The organism is Streptomyces sp. NPDC003011, assembly GCF_053591515.1.
In genome coordinates this window covers 23,529-39,372 of record NZ_JBSFTY010000048.1, presented here as the reverse complement: position 1 = coordinate 39,372, position 15,844 = coordinate 23,529, and the positions used below count along the sequence as shown (strand labels likewise).

The 15,844-nt window shown below is 74.2% G+C and carries 12 protein-coding genes and 1 pseudogene; 7 read left to right on the top strand and 6 right to left on the bottom strand.

All coding sequences use genetic code 11. From position 1 onward, the window contains the following. Positions 1-46: 46 nt before the first annotated feature. From ACWD0J_RS24290 to ACWD0J_RS24280, 3 genes are all read left to right on the top strand, one after another. On the top strand, positions 47-673 hold the full coding sequence (locus ACWD0J_RS24290) for a YigZ family protein (protein WP_451497926.1): 627 nt from the start codon (positions 47-49) through the stop codon (positions 671-673). A gap of 125 nt (positions 674-798) precedes the next feature. Next, positions 799-1,962 carry an exonuclease SbcCD subunit D gene (locus ACWD0J_RS24285; protein ID WP_451497925.1) on the top strand — a complete coding sequence of 388 codons (1,164 nt, stop codon included), beginning with the start codon at positions 799-801 and terminating at the stop codon, positions 1,960-1,962. Continuing rightward, positions 1,959-5,087, top strand: a complete 3,129-nt coding sequence (locus ACWD0J_RS24280; protein WP_451497924.1) for an AAA family ATPase — start codon at positions 1,959-1,961, stop codon at positions 5,085-5,087. The genes ACWD0J_RS24285 and ACWD0J_RS24280 overlap by 4 nt, the downstream gene beginning before the upstream one ends. A gap of 24 nt (positions 5,088-5,111) precedes the next feature. Here the strand turns inward: ACWD0J_RS24280 and ACWD0J_RS24275 are convergent, their stop codons facing one another. Next, positions 5,112-5,558 (bottom strand): Lrp/AsnC family transcriptional regulator, encoded by a 447-nt coding sequence (locus tag ACWD0J_RS24275; protein ID WP_451497923.1) that lies wholly within the window; start codon positions 5,556-5,558, stop codon positions 5,112-5,114. A gap of 182 nt (positions 5,559-5,740) precedes the next feature. On the opposite strand from ACWD0J_RS24275, the gene ACWD0J_RS24270 reads away from it, so the two are divergent. From ACWD0J_RS24270 to ACWD0J_RS24260, 3 genes and pseudogenes are all read left to right on the top strand, one after another. Continuing rightward, the gene (locus ACWD0J_RS24270; protein ID WP_451497922.1) at positions 5,741-6,226 is read left to right on the top strand and encodes a rhodanese-like domain-containing protein; all 486 of its coding nucleotides are present in this window, start codon (positions 5,741-5,743) and stop codon (positions 6,224-6,226) included. A gap of 43 nt (positions 6,227-6,269) precedes the next feature. Next, a complete protein-coding gene (locus ACWD0J_RS24265; RefSeq protein WP_451497921.1) occupies positions 6,270-6,785 on the top strand; it encodes an immunity 21 family protein in 516 nt (171 codons plus the stop codon). Positions 6,786-7,105: 320 nt separating this feature from the next. Next, positions 7,106-7,294: pseudogene (locus tag ACWD0J_RS24260) on the top strand (SDR family oxidoreductase); the annotation flags it as partial. Between the two features lie 12 nt (positions 7,295-7,306). On the opposite strand, the gene ACWD0J_RS24255 reads toward ACWD0J_RS24260, so the two are convergent. Further along, positions 7,307-8,998 carry a DUF885 domain-containing protein gene (locus tag ACWD0J_RS24255; RefSeq protein ID WP_451497920.1) on the bottom strand — a complete coding sequence of 564 codons (1,692 nt, stop codon included), beginning with the start codon at positions 8,996-8,998 and terminating at the stop codon, positions 7,307-7,309. Between the two features lie 33 nt (positions 8,999-9,031). After that, a complete protein-coding gene (locus ACWD0J_RS24250) occupies positions 9,032-9,523 on the bottom strand; it encodes an Lrp/AsnC family transcriptional regulator (protein WP_451497919.1) in 492 nt (163 codons plus the stop codon). Between the two features lie 42 nt (positions 9,524-9,565). Here ACWD0J_RS24250 and ACWD0J_RS24245 point away from each other — a divergent pair, with 42 nt between their 5' ends. Then, complete coding sequence (locus ACWD0J_RS24245; protein WP_451497918.1) at positions 9,566-10,780, top strand: trans-sulfuration enzyme family protein; 1,215 nt, start codon at positions 9,566-9,568, stop codon at positions 10,778-10,780. A 107-nt stretch (positions 10,781-10,887) separates the two neighbouring features. Here the strand turns inward: ACWD0J_RS24245 and ACWD0J_RS24240 are convergent, their stop codons facing one another. From ACWD0J_RS24240 to pdxR, 3 genes are all read right to left on the bottom strand, one after another. Beyond that, complete coding sequence (locus tag ACWD0J_RS24240; protein ID WP_451497917.1) at positions 10,888-12,336, bottom strand: GNAT family N-acetyltransferase; 1,449 nt, start codon at positions 12,334-12,336, stop codon at positions 10,888-10,890. A gap of 177 nt (positions 12,337-12,513) precedes the next feature. Next, positions 12,514-14,088 (bottom strand): alkaline phosphatase D family protein, encoded by a 1,575-nt coding sequence (locus tag ACWD0J_RS24235; protein ID WP_451497916.1) that lies wholly within the window; start codon positions 14,086-14,088, stop codon positions 12,514-12,516. 202 nt (positions 14,089-14,290) lie between these two features. After that, positions 14,291-15,742: a MocR-like pyridoxine biosynthesis transcription factor PdxR gene (gene pdxR, locus ACWD0J_RS24230; protein ID WP_451497915.1), complete on the bottom strand. Its 1,452-nt coding sequence runs from the start codon at positions 15,740-15,742 to the stop codon at positions 14,291-14,293. Between the last annotated feature and the right edge of the window lie 102 nt (positions 15,743-15,844).

Below are 15,844 nucleotides of genomic sequence, written 5' to 3'. Positions count from 1 at the left end.
TCCGCGCGGTGCGGGCAGCGCACGGCGGTGCGCATAGGCTGGCCCGATGCAGGACGCGTACCGCACAGTCGCCCGCGCGGGAGTGCACGAGACCGAGGTCAACCGCTCCCGCTTCCTGTGCGCCCTCGCCCCGGCGGCCACCGAGCGGGAGGCCCAGGACTTCGTCGCGGCCGTCCGCAAGGAGCACGCGGACGCCACGCACAACTGCTTCGCGTACGTCATCGGCGCCGACGCCGCGATCCAGCGGGCGAGCGACGACGGCGAACCCGGCGGCACCGCCGGCGCCCCCATGCTCCAGATGCTGCTGCGCCGCGACATGCGGTACGTCGTCGCCGTCGTCACCCGCTACTACAGCGGCGTCAAGCTCGGCGCGGGCGGACTCATCAGGGCGTACGGCGGCGCGGTCGGCGAGGCGCTCGACACCCTCGGCACGGTCACCCGCCGCCGGTTCCGGCTCGCCACGGTGACGGTGGACCACCAGCGGGCGGGCAAGGTGCAGAACGACCTGCGCTCCACGGGACGCGAGGTACGGGACGTGCGCTACGGCGAGGCCGTCACGATCGAGATCGGGCTGCCGGACACCGATGTGGCCGCCTTCCGCGCCTGGCTCGCGGACGCGACCGCCGGGACCGCCGGGTTCGAACTGGGCGGAGAGGCCTACGGGGACGTGTGACGACCCAGGGACGTATGACGGTCTACGTGAATAGGGCATAACGGGCTTTCGTGAAGCCTGTCATGACGGGTCGATACGGGAGTAACCGCCCGTGGTGTCAGACCCGGCCGTTAGTCTCGGGGATCATGAGGCTGCTGCACACTTCCGACTGGCATCTCGGCCGGGCGTTCCACCGGGTGAACATGCTCGACGCCCAGGCCGCGTTCATCGGTCACCTCGTCGCGACCGTGCGGGAGCGCGGTGTGGACGCGGTGGTCGTGTCGGGTGACGTGTACGACCGGGCGGTGCCGCCGCTCGCCGCGGTCGAGCTGTTCGACGACGCCCTGCACCGCCTCGCCGGCCTCGGCGTACCCACGGTGATGATCTCCGGGAACCACGACTCGGCCCGCCGTCTGGGCGTGGGCGCGGGCCTCATCGACCGCGCGGGCATCCACCTGCGGACCGAGCCCTCGGCGTGCGGCACGCCCGTGGTCCTGGCGGACGCCTTCGGGGAGGTGGCCTTCTACGGCCTGCCCTATCTCGAACCCGCCCTGGTCAAGGACGAGTTCGCGGTGGAGAAGGCGGGGCACGAGGCCGTGCTCGCCGCCGCCATGGACCGCGTCCGCGCCGACCTGGCCACCCGCGCGCGGGGGACACGGTCCGTCGTCCTCGCGCACGCCTTCGTCACCGGCGGCGAGGCCAGTGACAGCGAACGGGACATCACCGTCGGCGGGGTGGCCGCCGTACCCGCCGGGGTCTTCGACGGCGTCGACTACGCGGCCCTCGGGCACCTGCACGGCAGCCAGGTCATCACCGAGCGCGTGCGCTACTCCGGCTCCCCGCTGCCGTACTCCTTCTCCGAGGCCGGCCACCGCAAGAGCATGTGGCTCGTCGACCTGGACGCCGACGGCTCGGTCACCGCCGAACGCGTCGACTGTCCGGTGCCGCGCCCGCTGGCCCGCCTCCGCGGCACGCTGGAGGACCTGCTCGCCGATCCGGCACTCGCCCGGCACGAGGACGCGTGGGTCGAGGCGACGCTCACCGACCCGGTCCGGCCCGCCGACCCCATGGCCCGGCTCACCGAGCGCTTCCCGCACACGCTCAGCCTCGTCTTCGACCCCGAGCGGGCCCCGGACGATCCCGCCGTGTCGTATGCCAGACGGCTCGCCGGCCGCAGCGACCAGCAGATCGCGGAGGACTTCGTGGCCCATGTGCGCGGTGCCGCACCCGACACCCGCGAACAGGCGGTGCTGCGGGACGCGTTCGACACCGTGCGCGCGGACGCGGTCGTGCGGGAGGTCGCGCGGTGAGGCTGCACCGGCTGGACATCACCGCGTTCGGTCCGTTCGGCGGTTCCCAGACCGTCGACTTCGACGAGCTGTCGGCGGCCGGGATCTTCCTGCTGCACGGGCCGACGGGCGCGGGGAAGACGTCCGTCCTGGACGCGGTGTGCTACGCGCTGTACGGCACCGTGCCCGGCGCCCGGCAGAGCGGCCAGGGGCTGACCCTGCGCAGCGACCACGCCGCCGTCGGCATACGCACGGAGATCCGTCTCGACCTGACCGTGGCGGGGCGCCGGCTGGAGATCACCCGGCAGCCGCCCTGGGAGCGCCCCAAGAAGCGTGGCTCGGGCACGACCCTCGACAAGGCACAGAGCTGGCTGCGCGAGTACGACGCGGCGGGCGGCGTCTGGAAGGACCTCAGCCGTTCCCACCAGGAGATCGGCGAGGAGATCACCCAGCTGCTCGGCATGAGCCGGGAGCAGTTCTGCCAGGTCGTGCTGTTGCCCCAGGGCGACTTCGCGCGCTTCCTGCGCGCCGACGCCGAGGCGCGCGGCAGGCTGCTCGGCCGCCTCTTCGACACCCACCGCTTCGCGGAGGTGGAGAAGCGGCTCGCCGAGCGCAGGCGGGCGGCCGAGGCCCAGGTCCGCGACGGGGACGCCGGGTTGCTGGCCGACGCGCACCGCATGCAGCAGGCGGCCGGCGGTGCCATGGAGCTGCCGGACCTGACCCCGGGCGAACCGGGCCTGGCCGACGCCGTCCTGAGCGCGGCGGCCGTCGCCCGCAGCACCGCCCGCGAGCAGCTGACGATCGCCCACTGCCGTCTCACGTCCGCCGAGTCCGCGCAGGCGGCCGCCGACCGCGACCTGGCCGAGGTGCGCGAACTGGCGCGCCTCCAGCGGCGGTTCACGGAGGCGCGGGAGCGGGCCGCGCGCCTGGAGGAACGCGTCGACGCCTACCGCGAGGCACAGGCCCGCATGGAGCGGGCCCGCAAGGCCCAGGCGGTGGCCCCGGCCCTGGAGCTGCGGGAGGCGGCCGACGCCGACCACCGACGGGCCGCAGCCGCGGAGGCACGCGCGCGTGCCCTGCTGCGGGACGCGCTCGGCGACGACGGTGAGGCACAGGGACGGCCGAAGGACGCCCGGGGCGGCATACACGGGAGTGCCCGGCCGGAGGACGACGCTCACGACGGGACCGACACCCACGCCCACGCCTGTGCCGGGTCGCGGATCGCTTTCGCGGACGCCGGTGCCGCCGGACTCGCCGCCGCCGCGCGCCGGGCCGCCGAGGAGCTGGGCGGTCTGGAGTCGGCGCGTCGCGCGGAGCGGAGGGTGGCGGAACTCGTCGCGGAGCGGAGCGACCTGGAGCGTCAGGAGCGGGCCGACGAGGACGTCCGGCAGGAGGCGGAGGCCTGGCTCGCCGGGTGGGAGGCGGCCCGGGCCGGTCTCCAGAGCCGTATCGAGTCCGCGCAGGAGGCCGCCGCCCGGGCCGAACAACTCGCCGTCCAGCGCGATCCCGCCCAGCGGCGGCTTCAGGCCGCCCGGCAGCGCGACCAGTTCGCGGGTGACACGGACGCCGCGCAGCAGCAGGCCCTCGCCTCGGCCGAACGCGCCGTCCAGGCCCGCGCGCACTGGCTCGACCTCAAGGAACAGCGTCTGAACGGCATCGCGGCCGAACTGGCCGCGAGCCTCACCGACGGTGAGCCGTGCGCCGTCTGCGGCGCCACCGAACACCCCGCCCCGGCCCGCAAGGACGCCGGGCACGTCGACCGCGAAGCGGAGGAGCGCGCCCTCGCCGCCTACCAGCGGGCCGAGGAACAGCGCACCGAGGACGAGCGGCGCCTGGGCGTCGTACGGGAAGCCCTGGCCGCCGCCACCGCCGAAGCCAAAGACACGCCGACTGCGCAACTCGCCTCGGAGGCGGAGGAGTTGGAGCGGCTGTACGCGCGAGCGCGCCGCGACGCCTCCGGGCTGCACTCGGCGCGCGAGGAGCTGCGGCGGGCGCAGGAGGAGCACGGGCAGCGGACCGCCGCCCAGCAGCAGGCGGCCGTGCGGGCCGCGGCCCGGGTCGGCCGTCGCGAGCGGCTGGACCGCGAGAAGACCGCCCTGGACACCGAACTCGCCCAGGCGCGCGGCGCCGCCGACAGCGTGGCCGCGCGGGCCGCGCAGCTGGAGCGGCGGGCCGCCCTGCTCACCGACGCCGCCGACTCCGCGCGCGTGGCCGAGGACACCGCCCAGCGCCTCAAGGACGCCGACGCCCGGCTCGCCGACGCCGCCTTCCGGGCCGGCTTCGACACCCCGCAGGCCGCGGCCGCCGCCCTGCTGGACGAGTCGGCCCACCGCGAGCTGCAACGCCGCCTGGACGCCTGGCAGTCGGAGGAGGCGTCGGTACGTTCCGTCCTCGCCGAGGCCGACACCGCGACCGCCGCCCAGCAGCCGCCCGCCGACCTCGCCGCGGCCGAGCGGACCGCCGCCGCGGCGGCCCGGCGCCTGCGCGAGGCCGCCTCCGCCCGCGACGCGGCACACCGGCGCTGCACCGAACTCGACCGGCTCTCCGCGCGCGCGCTCGCCGGTGTGCGGCGGTTGGCGCCGCTGCGCGCGGAGTACGACCGCGTGGCCCGGCTGGCCGGCCTCGCCGCGGGCACCTCGGCGGACAACGAACGCAAGATGCGCCTGGAGTCGTACGTCCTGGCAGCCCGGCTGGAACAGGTGGCCGCGGCAGCGACCCTCCGGCTGCAGCGCATGTCCTCCGGCCGCTACACCCTCGTCCACTCCGACGGCCGCACCGGCCGGGGCCGCAGCGGGCTCGGGCTGCACGTCGTCGACGCCTGGACCGGGCGCGAGCGGGACACGGCGACGCTGTCCGGCGGCGAGACCTTCTTCGCCTCGCTCGCCCTCGCGCTCGGCCTCGCGGACGTCGTCACCGACGAGGCCGGCGGGGTGCGGCTCGACACGCTCTTCATCGACGAGGGCTTCGGCAGCCTCGACGACCAGACGCTCGACGAGGTCCTGGACGTGCTCGACTCCCTGCGCGAACGTGACCGCAGCGTCGGCATCGTCAGCCATGTCCCGGATCTGCGGCGGCGGATCCACGCGCAGCTGGAAGTGGTGAAGGGCCGCTCGGGGTCCACACTGCGGCAGCGGGGCACCGGCTGAGGTCAGCGGCCGGCGGGGCTGAGGTCAGCGGCCGAGCGGGCGCCGGGGCAGCGGGGACGAGTAGACCACGCTGGTGGTGACCGAACCCAGCGTGCCGATCCTTCCCGACACCTCTTCGAGATGGCGCATGGAGCGCGCGGCGACCTTGATGACGAAACAGTCGTCGCCCGTGACGTGGTGCGCCTCCAGGATCTCGGGAGTGGAGTCGACCAGGTCGTGGAACGGCTTGTAGTTCCCGGTGGGATGGCGCAGACGCACGAACGCCAGGATCGGCAGTCCCAGCCGGTCCGGGTCCACCACGGCCGCGTACCCCTGGATCACCCCCGCCTCCTCCAGCCGTCGCACCCGCTCGGTCACCGCGCTCGCGGACATGGACACGGCACGGGCCAGCTCGGCGAAACTGGCCCGGCCCTCCCGCTGGAGGACGTCGAGGATGCGCCAGTCGGTGGCGTCCGGGGAAAACGCGGTCATGCCCGAGGGATAGCAGGGGAATCACCGGCGGAGCAAGCGGAACGCCGGGGATCACACCTTCTGAAAGACGATCGACGCCCGTAGATTTCTGGTCACCACCGCGGCGCATCCCATCGCATCACGCGATCACACCATCGCCGCATCATCGCATCGCCTCCCACCGCAGGTGAAAGGGCCGGCCCATGAACAGCGCCACGACCACGACCGTCAATCCCGTCCTGCGGGTCGCCCCCGCGACCCCCGCCGAGGCCGCCGCCCACTTCCGCGCGAGCCTCGTCTTCCACGCCGACGTGTCCGACGTCGCCGCCGCGCTCGCGGCCGACGGAGACCCGGGGTTCGCCGTCCTGGACTCCCGCTCCGCCGAGTCCTGGGACCAGGGGCACGTGCCGGGGGCGGTCCACCTGCCCACCGCGCTCATCCCCGCACAGGCCGAGCGGATCCTCGACAAGAACGTGCCGGTCGTGACGTACTGCTGGGGCCCCGGCTGCAACGGCGCGACCCGGGCCGCGCTCGCCCTCGCCGAACTCGGCTACCAGGTCAAGGAGATGCTCGGCGGCTTCGAGTACTGGGCGCGCGAGGGTTTCGCGTTCGAGACCTGGGAGGGCCGCGAACGGCTGACCGCCGACCCGCTGACCGCTCCGGTGGACGTGGAGAACTGCGGCTGCTGAGGCCCGGGTTCGCGGGAGTGAGCGGGCGTGTAGGTTCTGCCGCATGGTGCGATACGCGGAGCCGGGCGCGGTGGAGTGGGTCGAGTCGGGCGGCGGGCCGCTCATAGCGGTGCCGGAGACGGTCCGGCCGTTCTGGGCGGGGGCCGACGGGGACGAGACGGCCTCGGACTACGACCGGGCCTGCGAGGTCGAGGGGACCGTCGGACTGCTGCCGGTCGGGGACTCGGCGGCGCTGGTCCTCGGGGACGAACCCGCCTCCACCGCGTTCCTGCCCGACCACGAGACGTTCGTCCGCTGGGGCGCCGCCGACTCCGAGGCCGACCTGCTCGCCAAAGTGCCGACGGCCCTCGCCACGGCGGACTGGGAGGAGGAGGTGCGCTGGACCGTGCCGGGACCGGTCGTCCTCTTCGACGCGGCCTGGCCGGGCCACGACTCCGCACACGCCGACCACGTCCGGGTCGCACTGGATCCGGGCAGCTACGCGGTACGCGCCGCCCAGGTCCAGCCCGGCCCCGAGACCTGGCTCAGCCTCGTACAGCTGCGGCGACTGCCGAACTGACCCGCAGGGGGAGGCCGGAGCGAGGGCGGTCGCGGGGCGGTTTCGCCGGAGGGCGGGCCTCGCCGGCGGGGGCGGCTCGGTGTGACGCGCACCGCGGGCACGGCTCACGGTGCGCCCGGTCTCACCGCGGGGACCGCTCATCGTCAGCCTCACCGTGAGCCCGGCCGCCACCGCATGCGGGCCGCGGTGCCCGGTGCCAGGGCGCGGACCCTGGCCCAGGGCGTCTGCGGATTCCGCGTGTCCGTTCGACCGTGAGGTGACCGCGGGTCCGGCGCCAGGGCGCGGACATCGCACGCCCAGCCGGCCCACCCCGCACACCGGTCGACCCCGGTCCTGTGGACACGGATCACCTGACCGGCGAGGTGTACGACGCCGTCGCCGCGATGTTGCCGGCCGGCCGCTGGCGGATGCCCGAGGACCCCGCCCGCCTCATCGCGTGGCGGGCCACGGACGAGGCGGGCCGGATCACCGGTCAGGTCATCGACGCGGAGGGCGGCTTCCGGCGCTGACCGCCGTGTCGTTCAGAGAGCGGACAGCTCGTCCACCAGGTCGTCCAGGCCCAGCGAGCCCTGGGACAGGGCCGCCATGTGCCAGGCCTTGAGGTCGAAGGCGTCGCCGTGCCGCTCGCGTGCCTTCTCCCGGCCCAGCAGCCAGGCCCGCTCGCCGAGCTTGTAGCCGATCGCCTGCCCCGGGATCGTCAGGTAGCGGGTCAGCTCGCTCTCCACGAAGTCCGCCGGACGGCTGCTGTGCGCGCCGAAGAACTCCTGCGCCAGCTCCGGTGTCCAGCGCTCGCCGGGATGGAAGGGGGAGTCCGCCGGGATCTCCAGCTCGAGGTGCATGCCGATGTCGACGATGACCCGGGCCGCCCGCATCATCTGCGCGTCGAGGTAGCCGAGCCGCTGCTCCGCGTCCGTGAGGAAGCCCAGCTCGTCCATCAGCCGCTCCGCGTACAGCGCCCAGCCCTCCGCGTTGGCGCTGACCATGCCGACGGAGGCCTGGTAGCGGGAGAGGTCCCCGGCGACGTGCACCCATTGCGCGAGCTGGAGGTGATGACCCGGGACGCCCTCGTGGTACCAGGTCGAGACCAGGTCGTAGACCGGGAAGCGGGTCTGGCCCATCGTCGGCAGCCAGGTGCGGCCCGGACGGGAGAAGTCCTCCGACGGGGGTGTGTAGTAGGGAGCCGCCGCGCCGCCGGGCGGGGCGATGCGCGACTCCACCTTGCGCACCCGCTCGGCGAGTTCGAAGTGGGTGCCGTCGAGCGCGTCGATGGCCTGGTCCATCAGGCCCTGGAGCCAGTCCCGCACCTCGTCGACGCCCTCGATGTGCTTGCCGTGCTCGTCCAGGTGGGCGAGCGCCACCCACGGCGTCCCGGCGCCGGGGAGGATCTTCTCGGCCTCCTTCGTCATCTCGGCGAGCAGCCGGTGGTACTCCGCCCAGCCGTACGCGTACGCCTCGTCCAGATCGAGGTCGATGCCGTTGAAGTAGCGCGCCCAGCGGGCGTACCGCTCACGGCCCACGGTGTTCGGGGCGCCCTCGACCGCCGGCGCGTACACCTCGCGCATCCAGTCCCGCAGCTCGGCCACGGCGGCGGTCGCCGCGCGGGCGGCCTCGTCGAGTTCCGCGCGCAGGGTCCCGGGGCCCGCCGACGCGAAGTCCTCGAACCAGCCGGTGCCCTTGCCGTCCGTGTCCGCCCACTCGGTGAGCTGGCCGAGGAAGGTGGCGGTCGGCCGCGGTCCGGCGTACAGCTCGCGTTCCAGGCCCAGCGCGAGGGAGGCGCGGTAGCCCGCCAGCGCGGCCGGCACCGCGCGCAGCCGCTCGGCGACGGCCGCCCAGTCCTCGTCGGTCTGGGTCGGCGTGACGGTGAAGACCTCGCGCACCGAGTGGGCGGGCGTGGCCATGTTGCCGACCGCGCGCAGGCCCTCGCCGGCCTCGTGCACGGCGAGTTCCGCGGTGAGCCGCTCGCGCAGCAGGCGGGCGCACCGGCGCTCGATGTCGCTGTCCGCGCCGGGCCGCCGCTCGGCCTCGTCGAGCCGCGTGAGGGTCCGGCGTGCCAGCTCCGCGAGAGCCTCCTGGCCCGCGGGCGAGAGGTCGGGCAGACGGCGTGAACTCTCCTGCACGCCGAGGTACGTTCCGGTGACCGGGTCGAGGGCGATGAGCTCGTCGACGTAGGCGTCGGCGACCTCGCGGGGCAGCGGGCTCTTGGTCTCTGACATGCGGTCCATCCTCGTACGAGGGGCCGCCGCACGTCACTCGGATTGAGCCGAGGGCGTAGGCGGCAGCAGCGGCCCGCAGTCCCACTGCTGGAAGATCAGCCGGGTCTCCACGCGTGCCACTTCCCGCCGGGACGTGAACTCGTCCAGGACCAGCCGCTGAAGGTCCGCCATGTCGGCGACCGCGACCTGCACGAGGTAGTCGTCCGGCCCGGTCAGATGGAAGACCGTCCGCGACTCCGGCAGCGCCCGGATCCGCTCCACGAATGGCCCCACCAGCTCCCGCCGGTGCGGCCTGACCTGCACGGACAGCAGGGCCTCCAGGCCCCGCCCCAGCTTGGCCGGGTCCAGCCGCAGCTGATGCCCCAGGATGACGCCCGAGCGGCGCAGCCGGGTCACCCGGTCCAGACAGGTCGAGGGCGCGACACCGACCTGCGCGGCGAGATCCCGGTAGGTGGTCCGGGCGTCGTTCTGCAGCAGCCGCAGCAGATGAAGGTCCACCGGATCCAGTACGACAGACTCGGTCATACGCCGAACGTAACACGGGACTCGGCCCCGCGAACTCGGTCGATGTTCATTCTTCGGTCCATGGACTCAGCGCGCACCGCACCCAGAGCACTGGCCACCGAGGCCGTCCACGCCGGCCGCGACGACCTCGCCCGGCAGGGCCTGCACGCCCCGCCGATCGACCTGTCCACCACCTATCCGTCCTCCGACAGCCGCGGCGAGGCCGCCCGGGTCGACGCCTTCGCCGCCACCGGCGCCGAGCCGGACGGTCCGCCGGTCTACGGCCGGCTGGGCAACCCGACCGTCGCCCGGTTCGAGACCGCGCTGGCCCGGCTGGAGGGCACCGAGGCCGCGGTCGCCTTCGCCAGCGGGATGGCCGCGCTGACCGCCGTCCTCCTGGTACGGGCGTCGCGGGGCCTGCGGCACGTCGTGGCCGTCCGTCCCCTGTACGGCTGCAGCGACCACCTGCTGACCGCCGGACTGCTCGGCTCCGAGGTGACCTGGACCGATCCGGCCGGGATCGCGGACGCCCTGCGCCCGGACACCGGGCTGGTGATGGTCGAGTCGCCGGCCAATCCGACGCTCGTGGAGGCGGACCTGCGTGCCGTGGCCCACGCCTGCGGTTCGGTGCCGCTGCTGGTGGACAACACGTTCGCCACCCCGGTGCTCCAGCGGCCCGCGGAGCACGGCGCGCGGCTGGTGCTGCACAGCGCCACCAAGTACCTCGGCGGCCACGGCGATGTGATGGCGGGCGTGGTGGCCTGCGACGAGGAGTTCGCCGGACGGCTGCGGCAGGTCCGCTTCGCCACCGGCGGCGTCCTGCATCCGCTGGCCGGATACCTGCTGCTGCGCGGTCTGGCGACGCTTCCGGTACGGGTGCGCGCCGCGTCCGCGACCGCCGCCGAACTGTCCCGGCGCCTCGCCGCCGACCCGCGCGTCGGCCGCGTCCGCTACCCGCGCCTCGGCGGCGCGATGATCGCCTTCGAAGTGGACGGCGATCCGCACGAGGTCATCGGCGGGGTCCGGCTGATCACTCCGGCCGTGAGCCTCGGCAGCGTCGACACGCTCCTCCAGCACCCGGCCTCGATCAGCCATCGTGTCGTGGACGCCGAGGACCGACGGGGCGCCGGGGTGAGCGACCGGCTGCTGCGGCTGTCGGTGGGGCTGGAGGACGTCGAGGACCTGTGGCGGGACCTGGACCGGGCGCTCGGCGAACGGCCCGGCCCCGTTCGCCGAACCGTTCCCCGAGCCGACACGAGCGCCTGCCCGTCCCGCTGACCGGCTCTTCCCGCCCTAACCCACGCGCCCTTACCCGCCCGCCCTTTCCGCCCCTCTCGCCGGTCCGCCGATCCCGCCCCTCTCGCTAGTCCCGCACGATCCTCCCGCTAGTCCCGCACGACCTCCTCGTCGAACTCCCGCTCCTGCCGGTGCCCGTGCGCCGCCTGCGCGCCGACCGGGGCCGTGTCCAGGCGGGCCGTGATCACCAGGGTGCCCTCCTCGATCTGGTAGTCGAGGGGGAGCCCCAGGCCCCGCATCGCGGCGACCATGCCGGTGTTGGACGACTGCGTCACCGCGTACACACTCGCGCAGCCGGCCTCGACCGCCATCGCCACCAGCCGGCCGAGGAGTTCCGCGCCGACGCCACGCCGCTGCCAGGCGTCCTCGACGAGCAGCGCGACCTCCGTCTCGTCCCCGTCCCACAGCAGGTGGCCGAGTCCGACGATGCGCCCGGAGGCGGCCTGCACCGTGAGGGTCCGGCCGAAACGCGGGCTGAGCAGGTGGTTCAGATAGCGGTCGGCGTCACCGACCGGCCCGTGGTAACGCATCCCGAGCGTCCGCGCCGAGCACCGCTCGTGCATCGCCTTGGCGGCATCCAGGTCACCGATGCCGGCCCGGCGCACGGTGATCGCGTTGCCCTCGGGCAGCGTCAGCACGTCCTGGGCGTGCGGCACCCGGGGACCGAGCCGCGCGTCCAGCTCCACCAGGGCCCGCGCCCGCGCGAACTCGGTCGGGGTGAACGGCAGATACGGCCGCTCCACGGTGATCACTCCGCCTTCCGGCGCCCGCAGCCGCATCACGGTGTCCTCCAGCACCCCCTCCACCGGCACGGCCTGCGGACTGAGGCCGCTTTTGGCCACCGGCTTGGCGGGCAGCGAACGGATGGTGCACCGGCCCAGCAACTGCCGCAGTGCCAGCGGAAGTTCGGCCGCGTCCAGTGCCGTACGGGTGGCCAGGCCGAGGATCCGGGTCGGCGCGTCCACCAGATCGTGGGCGTCCGCCCGCTCGATCCAGGTGTCGGTACCGCCGGCCAGCGCGACCGCCCGGGTGAGCTCGGAGCCCGCGAGTGCGGCGGGAGCGCGCAGCAGGAACTCGTCCACCGTGCCGTCGGCCAGCGGATGTGTCTGCAGGCTCAGGATGTCGACCCGCTCCCCGGCGAGGGCCGTGCACAGGGTGGCCAGCGAGCCCGGCGTGTCCCGCACCGTCGTCCGCATCCGCCACAGGGTGCTCTCCCCGGCCACCGGCTCCGCGGCGGACTGGTCGGACGGCCCGGCCGGCCGCTCCTCGGGCAGCGGCCGGGCACCGGTATCACCGGACGGCGGGGCGTGACCGTGGTGGCGTGCCCACCATGTGTGGAAGGACGCCGTGGCGATCAGCAGGACCGCCGAGACCACCAGCAGCGCCGGACCGTCGGGACCGTGGCCGACCAGGTTCGCCACGGCGTCCGCCACCGCGACGGCCGTGAACAGGGCGGCGAGTTCGATGACGTCGCGCCGCCAGTGGTGCACGGGGCGGCCGTCCTTGGTGCGTGTCGCGACCGACATTTTTCGAGTCATGCAGCCACTGTGAAGGAACGGTGTTGCGTGATCACGAACTCTCTGTGACTGATCGGTAAAGCATCGTTCTGTCCCCTTTGGGATCAGCGCTGACGCGGCGCGGACCGGAAAGAGGCGCCAGAGCGCCGCGCACCAGGAGATGACGCCGGTGCGCGGCGGCCCCTCGGCAGTACGGAGTCACTGGCCGACCCGGCCCGGCCGCAACATCTGCGTGAACAGTACGGTGCCGTCCTGCTCCCGCAGCCGCACGGTCATGTCCCCGCTGTCGCCGTCGATGTCGACCTCGCCGAAGAACTGGTAGCCGCCGGCGGGCGAGACGTTGGCCACGGTGGGCGCCTTGACGAAGACCCGGTCCGGGCCGAAGGTGCCGTCCAGCGTGTTGGCCGGGAAGGCGCCCGCGTTCAGCGGCCCCGAGACGAACTCCCAGAACGGCGCGAAGTCCTTGAACGCGGCCCGCGACGGGTCGTAGTGCTGGGCGGAGGTGTAGTGGACGTCGGCCGTCAGCCACACCGTGCCGGTGATCCGCCGGTGCTTGACGAACCGCAGCAGTTCGGCGATCTGCAGCTCCCGGCCGAGCGGCGCGCCCGGGTCGCCCTGCGCGACGGCCTCGATGTGGGGCTTGCCGTCGCCGGTGTCCGGGACGACCAGGCCGATCGGCATGTCGGAGGCGATCACCTTCCACACCGCGCGGGAGCGGGCCAGCTCGCGCTTGAGCCACTCCAGCTGCTCGCGGCCGAGGATGCCCTGCGCGTCGGCGATCTGGTCGTCCGTCGAGTTCGCGTTGCGGTAGGTGCGCATGTCCAGGACGAAGACGTCCAGCAGCGGGCCGTGGTGCTGCACCCGGTGGACCCGGCCGCCGGGGCGGCGCAGTGTCGAGACCGGGAAGTACTCCGAGAACGCCTGCCGGGCGCGGGCGGCGAGGACGTCGACCCGCTTCTCCGTGTACCGGGCGTCGCCGAGGATCTCGCCCGGGTACCAGTTGTTGGTGACCTCGTGGTCGTCCCACTGGATGATGGACGGCACCTGGGCGTTGAACCGCCTCAGGTTGTCGTCCAGCAGGTTGTATCTGAAGTTGCCGCGGAACTCGGCCAGGGTCTCGGCGACCTTGGACTTCTCCTCGGTGGTGATGTTCCGCCAGGTGCTGCCGTCGGGGAGGGCGGCGGTCGCGCTGATCGGGCCGTCGGCGTAGATGTTGTCGCCGCTGCACAGGAAGAAGTCCGGGTCGAGCTCTGCCATCGCGTCGTAGATGCGGTAGCCGCCGAGGTCCGGGTTGATGCCCCAGCCCTGTCCGGCCAGGTCACCGGACCAGACGAACCGCACGCCGGCACGCCGCCTGGCGGACGCGGTACGGAAGGTCCCGGTGACCGGCTCGCCGGTGCGGCGCGGGTCGTCGGGGTCGGCGAGCAGGACGCGGTAGTGGATCTGCTCGCCCGACGGCAGCCCGCGCAGCCGTGTCGTACCGGTGAAGTCGGTGTCCTTGCCGAGCAGCGGGCCGTGCCATCTGCGCGGGTCGCGGAACGACTCCGTCGCGGACGTCTCGACGATCATCCGGGCCGGCCGGTCGGACCGCACCCACACCAGTCCGGAGTCGGTGCTCACGTCGCCCGTCTGCACGCCCCAGCCGGCCTTCGGGCGTCCGGACAGGGCGAAGGCCGGCGCCGCGCCGAGCGCGCCGGGCAGGGTCAGGGCCGCCGAGGCGGCCAGGGAGCCGCGCAGAACACTGCGGCGGCCGGGGAGCGGACGGTGGGACATGGAGACGCCTCCGGGGACGGGATCCGGCCAGTGTGCAGTGCCACAACTACGGGGACGTCACAGCGCCCACGGAAACCACAGGTGAACAACTGACCGCGACAACGAGGGAACCCGTGTGCGAGGCGGTCCGGTGACGGGGGCCCGCCGGGCAGGCCGGGGGCGCACCCGCCGGGCGCCGCCCCCCATGTGACCGTCACGCGCGTCAGGGGGCGACCGCCGCGGCCATCATCCGTACGCCGTCCCGGATCCGCGCGGGCGACAGGTGCGCGTACCCGAGGACCAGGCGGACCTCGCCCTTGCCGTCGGCCTCGGCACGCGCGTGCCGGCAGTCCGACAGCGGGCGTACGGTCACCCCGGCAGCCGCCAGGTCCGTGAGGAACCGCTCCTGTGGGCCGTAACGCTCCGGAAGCGCGGCGATGACGTGCAGCCCCGCGGCGATCCCGGACACCTCCGTGCCGGGGAAGTGCTCCTCCAGAGCGGCGACGAGGGCGTCCCGCCGTTCCCGGTAGGCGCGCTGGCAGCGGCGCAACTGGCGGTCGTAGTCGCCGCGTTCCACGAACCGTGCGAACAGCGCCTGGTCCAGCGAGGGATGCCCGAGGTCCAGGGTCCGCTTGCGGACGACGACCTCCTCGACGAGCGAGTCCGGGACCAGCAGCCAGCCCAGCCGCAGCCCCGGTGCGAGGGACTTGCTGACCGAACCCGTGTAGGCCACGTGGTCCGGGTCGAGCCCCTGCAACGCGCCGACGGGGGCACGGTCGTAGCGGAAGTCGCCGTCGTAGTCGTCCTCCAGGACGAGGCCGTCCACGGACCGTGCCCAGGCGAGCAGGTCGGCGCGGCGCCGCGCGGAGTAGGCGACCCCGGTGGGGAACTGGTGGGCGGGGGTCGTCACCACGGCCCGTACGCCCGAGGCGCGCAGCCGCTCCACGACGAGCCCCTCGCCGTCCAGGGGCACGGGCACCGTGGTGACACCGGCCGCCGCGTACAGCTCGGCGTGCTGGGGGCTTCCGGGGTCCTCGACACCGACGGAACGCACCCCCCGCGCGCGCAGGACGAAACCGAGCAGCGCGGTCGCCTGGGTCACTCCGGCGACGACCACGATCCGCTCCGGGTCGGCGACCACGCCCCGGCGCCGCGCGAGGAGTCCGGCCAGCGCCGTGCGCAGCCGGGGCAGCCCGCGCGGGTCGGGGTAGCCGAGTTCCTGGTGCGCCACTTCGGCCAGCACACCGCGCTGCGCCGCGGCCCACGCGGCGCGCGGGAACAGCGACAGATCCGGGGTCCCGGGAACGAAGTCGGCGCGGGCGCCGGGGGAGCGCGGGGCGAGATCACGCGCGCGGGGACGCGCGGCCCGCACGGCGTCGCCCACCCAGGTCCCGGCCCCGCGGCCGCTGCGCAGATACCCCTCCGCCGTCAACTGCTCGTACGCCTCCGTGACCAGCCCCCGCGACACGCCGAGGTCGGCCGCGAGGTCCCGGCTCGACGGCAGCCGTGTGCCCGCCGTGAGCCGCCCCGAGCGGACCGCCGCACGCAGGGCGGCCTGAAGCGCACGTCCCCGCGTGCGGGCGGGCGCCGACGCCGCGGGCAGGAGCAGCTCCCACGCGGCGGCCCCGGAGCCGGCGGCCGGACGGTGGCCGGGACCGGTCGATGACGACGTCATGGAACGGGACCCTAGACGCGCCGGTTCAGGACCGCCTCCACTTTTGCGGGGGGCACCGCACCCGGCCGGGCCCCCTTCGGGTTCCCGGCCGGGCAGGACCCG